The sequence below is a fragment of the Archangium violaceum Cb vi76 genome (genome assembly GCF_000733295.1).
Classification (GTDB): domain Bacteria; phylum Myxococcota; class Myxococcia; order Myxococcales; family Myxococcaceae; genus Archangium; species Archangium violaceum.
Genome location: NZ_JPMI01000024.1, coordinates 1 through 5,112 on the forward strand (window position 1 = coordinate 1; position 5,112 = coordinate 5,112).

3 protein-coding genes are annotated in these 5,112 nt (G+C 72.5%); all 3 read left to right on the forward strand.

From position 1 onward, the window contains the following. On the forward strand, window positions 1-679 hold a 679-nt coding region (locus Q664_RS04180; RefSeq protein WP_043390012.1), incomplete at its 5' end, for a WD40 repeat domain-containing protein. 30 nt (window positions 680-709) lie between these two features. Then, a complete protein-coding gene (locus tag Q664_RS04185; protein WP_052517652.1) occupies window positions 710-2,296 on the forward strand; it encodes an AAA-like domain-containing protein in 1,587 nt (528 codons plus the stop codon). Between the two features lie 3 nt (window positions 2,297-2,299). Continuing rightward, the coding region (locus tag Q664_RS62040; protein WP_043390015.1) for an nSTAND1 domain-containing NTPase at window positions 2,300-5,112 on the forward strand (2,813 nt) is incomplete at its 3' end.

Sequence of the window (5,112 nt, forward strand, 5' to 3'; positions counted from 1 at the left end):
GGGGGGCAGGCGCGTGGCCACCGGCGGTCAGGATGGCACCGCGCGCCTGTGGAACGCGGCCACCGGTGAGCTCCAGGCCGGACCCCTGCGGCACGACGCCAGCATCCTCGCCGTGGTCTTCAGCCCGGATGGTACCCGCCTGGCCACCGCGGGCGAGGACAACACCGTGCGTCTGTGGGATGGGGCCACCGGTGCGCCCGTGGGCCGTCCCCTGAAACACGACTTCTTCGTCACCGCCCTGGCCTTCAGCCCCGACGGAAGGAGCCTGGTCACCGCCAGCGAGGACATCGCCGCGCGCGTGTGGGACGTGGCCACGGGCGAGCAGCGGCTGCCGTTGCCGCACGACAACACCGTCACCGCCGTGGCCTTCAGCCCGGATGGCACGCGCGTGGCCACCGCCAGCGAGGACGGCTCGGCTCGCTTGTGGGATGCCGCGACAGGCCGCCGGCTCGTGCGCCTGCCGCACAACAGCCGCGTCCTGGCCGTGGCCTTCAGTCCGGATGGCAAGCGCGTGGCCACCTCCAGCGGGGATGGCTCGGCGCGCGTGTGGCCCGTGCGGCCCGAGGATTGGAGCGAGCTGGCCTGCTCCCTCCTGGATCGCAACCTGCGTCCGCAGGAGTGGCCCGCCGATGTGGGCAAGGTCGTCCCCTACCGGAAGACGTGCCCCGGCCTGCCCTGATATCCGCACCCCCTCACCCCCGAGAGACCCATGGCCCGTGTCTTCATCAGCTACAAGCGCGATGTCACGCCGGATCAAGACCTCGCCCAGGCGCTCTACAAGGCGCTCAAGGCCTCTCACGAGGTCTTCATCGATACCTCCATGCTCGTGGGCGAGAAGTGGGTGGAGCGCATCGACGCGGAGATCCGCCAGGCGGACTTCTTCATCGCGCTGCTGTCCCCCTTCTCCGTCAACAGCGAGATGGCCCAGACGGAAATCGAGCTGGCGTACCGGCTCCAGACGCAGAAGCGCCAGCCCGTCCTGCTCCCCATCCGCGTCGCGTACCACGAGCGGCTCCCCCCGCCCCTGAGCAGCTATCTCAGCGCCATCAACTGGGCCCTGTGGGAGGGACCGGAGGACACCCCGCGTCTGCTCGAGCAGCTCGGCAAGGTCATGAGCGGGGGCCTGCAGCGGGACTCCGCACCGCCCGCGCCCGCGCCCACCTCCTTCCAGGAGCACCCTCCGGAACTGCTCGAGCAGCTCGCCAGGGCCATGAGCGGGGGCTCGCCTCCTGGCTCCGTCGTTCTGTCTCAACCCCAGCCGTCGGCCTCGCTCGAGCTGGACGAGACGCTCGAGGGGGCCATGGACACGCAGTCGGCCTTCTATGTGGTGCGCGACGCCGATGGCACGGTGACGCGGGCCGTCTCGCAGAAGCAGGGCGCCACCGTCACCATCAAGGGCGCCCGGCAGATGGGCAAGAGCTCGCTGCTCATGCGCGGCATGGCCTCCGCGCTCGAGGCCGGCAAGCGCGTGGCCTACCTCTCGTTCCAGGAGTTCGACACCCAGACCTTCTCCGACCCGGAGCTCTTCTTCCAGCGCTTCTGCATCTCCCTGAGTGAGCAGCTCGAGCTGGAGAACCAGGTGGAGACCTACTGGAAGAAGCCCATGGGCAGCAGCCAGCGCTGCGGGCTGTACATGAGCGGCCATCTCCTGAAGAACCTGGACGCTCCGCTCGTGCTGGGGCTGGACGAGGTGGAGACGCTCTTCGAGCTGCCCTTCGGCACGGACTTCTTCGGCATGCTGCGCAGCTGGCACAACAACCGCGCGCTGCCGACCACGCCCGTCTGGAAGAAGCTCAGCATCGTCCTGGTGACCTCGACCGAGCCCTTCCTGTTCATCAAGAACCTGACGCAGTCGCCCTTCAACGTGGGGCAGACCGTGGAGCTGGGGGACTTCACTCCGGAGCAGGTGGCGGAGCTCAACCGGCGGCATGGTTTGCCGCTGGGGCCGAAGCAGGAGCAGAGTCTCTTCACCCTGCTGGGCGGACACCCGTACCTCATCCGCAAGGCGCTGTACCTGGTGGCCATCGGCAGCCTGCGCGTGGAGGACCTGTTCACCCAGGCGGCCGAGGACCGGGGGCCATTTGGCGACCACCTGCGCCACCTTCTCTTCCGGTTGGGCAGTCAGCCGCAGCTCAAGGAGGGACTGCGCGAAGTGTTGCAGCGCAACGTCTGTCCGGACGAGGGCGTATTCATCCGGCTGAGGAGCGCGGGACTGGTGCGGCAGGAGGGTGCCTCCGTGCTGCCGCGCTGTGAGCTGTACCGGCGCTACTTCAGTGAGCGCCTGTATGTGGGCTGAGTCGTGATCGCGCCCCTCGGAGTTCCCCATCCCCTGGAGCTCACGCTCCACCTCGTCTCCGGCGAACGCACGCGCGACGCCGACCGCTTCCTCTTCCAGCCGCGGGACTACCTGCGCCTGCGCGAGGGGGGCACCTCCGCACGCGCCTCCTTCCCCTGGGAGCTCGCCCTGGAGGACCTGGCCAGTCTGGGCTCCAGCCGCCCCAGTCCCAATGCCGCCCAGCGGCTCGGGGAGCTGCTGCGCGCCTTCCTCGCGTCCCTGGGGTGGGCCCAGGACGAGCAACGGATGGTGCGGGCGCTGGAGGCCCGCCAGCCGGTGCGGCTCACCCTGCGCCTGGAGCCCGCCGAGCTGTGCGTGCTTCCCTGGGAGCTGCTCACTCTGGAGTCCACCGGCCTCGCGCTGAGCGACCTCGAGGGCTGCACCCTGTCCTATGAGCGGCCCGGGACGCCGCCGCTTCCTCCACCGTCCTCCCCGCCGCCCGCTGGAGGCCGCATCCTCTTCGCCTGGTCCGGGGACGTGCCCGTCGCCGCGCACCAGCGCGCCCTCGTCGAGGCCTGCGCCCGCTCCGGCCATGACTTCGACCCGCACCGGGATGTGCTCCCCCATGTGAGCCTCGCCTCGCTCGAGCAGGCCCTGCGCGCCCATGACGAGCCCATCGCCGCGCTCCACCTGCTGTGCCATGGCGTCCCCTCGGAGCCCGGGGCGTATGGCCTCGCCTGGGACTCCTCGTGGGGGGATGGCGAGGTGCAGGTGGTGGACGCCGCCGCGCTCCGGGCCGTGCTCGAGCCCCACGCCGAGCGCATCCGCATGGTGGTGTTGTGCGCCTGCCGAGGAGGCGACGCGGGCCTCCCGGGCAACCACCTGGGCAGCCCCGCCCGGGAGCTCCACCGCGCGGGCCTCGCCGCCGTGGTCGCCTCCCGGCTGCCGCTGTCCACGGGCGGCTCCGTCACCTTCACCCGCACCCTCTATGGCGAGCTGCTCGAGCGCCACACCTCGCTGGAGCACGCCCTGGCCGAGGCTCGCAAGGCGCTGCGGCTCGAGGGCGCTCGCATGGATGGGGCCTCGCTCCAGCTCTACGCGCGTGCCGGGGACGGGCCGGACCTGCGCCCCTTCATCTTCCCTCCCTACTGCGGCCCTCGGCCCTTCGAGCCCGAGGATCACCGGCGCTTCTTCGGCCGCGAGCCGCTCCGCCAGACGCTGCGCCAGCGGGTGGAGGCCGCCGCGGTGGGGCAGGGGCCCACCTTCCAGGTGCTCGCCGGTGCTTCCGGGAGTGGCAAGTCCTCGCTGCTCCGGGCCGGGCTGCTGCCAGCGCTGCCCCCCGAGCGCTGGGAGCTCACGCGGGTGCGCGCGGGCGAGGCCGGGGCGCTGGAGGCGGTGCGCTCGGCGCGGGCCTCTCCGGGCAAGCGGAGGCTCCTGGTCGTGGATCCGCTGGACGAGGCCTTCTCCCGGTTGGGGGAGGCCGAGCGCCTGGCGCTGCTGGGCGCGCTGTGGGAGGCCTCGCGGGAGCCCGGGAGGAACACGGTGGTGCTCGCCACGCTGCGGGTGGACTACCTCGGGCGCTGCGCGGAGGTCCGGCTGGGCGAGCACGGGCTCCGGTTGGACGCGGTGCTCTTCGAGGGCGGGCGCCTGCTGCTGGTGCCGGAGATGACGGCCGGGGAGCTGCGCGAGGCCATCGAGCATCCCGCGCGGCGGCAGGGGCTCCTGCTGGAGGAGGGGCTCACGGAGCGGCTCGTGCAGGAGGTGGAGCGCCAGCCGGGAGGACTGCCGCTGCTGGCCCACGCGCTGGAGCGGCTGTGGCGGCTGCGCGAGGGCCGGTGGCTCAAGCACAGCGCCTACCAGGCCCTGGGTGGAGTGGCCGGGGCGCTCGCCCAGGAGCTGGACAGGCTGTACGAGGGACTCGAGGAGGAGGAGCGGCACCAGTTGCGCCGGCTCCTGGTGGAGCTGGTGGACGTGCGCGAAGGGGCGGCCCCGTTCACCTGCCAGCGCGTGTGGCGGGAGCGGGTGCGTCCCGTGGAGGAGCGGGCGCGCCGGGCCTTCGACACCGCGCTGGGGCGGCTCGTGGAAGGCCGGGTGCTGGTGCTCGGCGGCGGCGCGGAGGGGGGCGAGGTCTCCATCGAGGTGGCCCACGAGGCGCTGCTGCGCCACTGGCTGCCCCTGGTCGAGTGGATCCGCGAGGACCAGCAGCGCCGGCGCAAGAGGCTCGAGCTGCGCGCGGGAGCGGAGGGCTGGCATGCCCACCGGGAGTCGGCGCACGCGGAGGACTACCTCTTGCGAGGCCGGCGCCTGGAGGACGCCCTGGAGTTCCTGCAAGCCCACCCGGACGAGCTGGACGAGCGGGTGCTGCCATTCATCGACGCGAGCCGCGAGCGGGCGGAGCGTCTGGCCCGGGAAGCGCGCGAGCACCAGGAGCGGCTGCGGGACTTCGCCCGGCTGATCATCGCGGACAAGCTGCGCAAGGAGGACCCCACGGCGGCCCTGCTGGTGCTGCTGGAGGTGCGCGAGCCCGGACAACACCTGGCGTGGACGCAGACGGCGTTGGAGGTGCTCCAGCAGCCGATCGCCTCGGCGGTGCTGCGAGGCCACCGGGGGCCGGTGCGCGCGGCGGTGCTCGGCCCGGAGGGACGGTGGGTGGCGACGGCCTCGCGGGATGGGACGGCGCGGCTGTGGCGCGCGGATGGCACGGGCGAGCCGCGGGTGCTCGAGGGGCACGGCGGAGAGGTGCTGGCCGTGGCCTTCAGCCCGGATGGGCGGCGGGTGGTGACGGCCTCGGCGGACAGGACGGCGCGGGTGTGGACGGTGGAGGGGCGCGCGGGCCC

Bases quoted from the DNA above. Each gene is read 5' to 3' on its own strand.
- Q664_RS04185 (WP_052517652.1), top strand. From the start codon at position 710: ATGGCCCGTGTCTTCATCAGCTACAAGCGCGATGTCACGCCGGATCAA.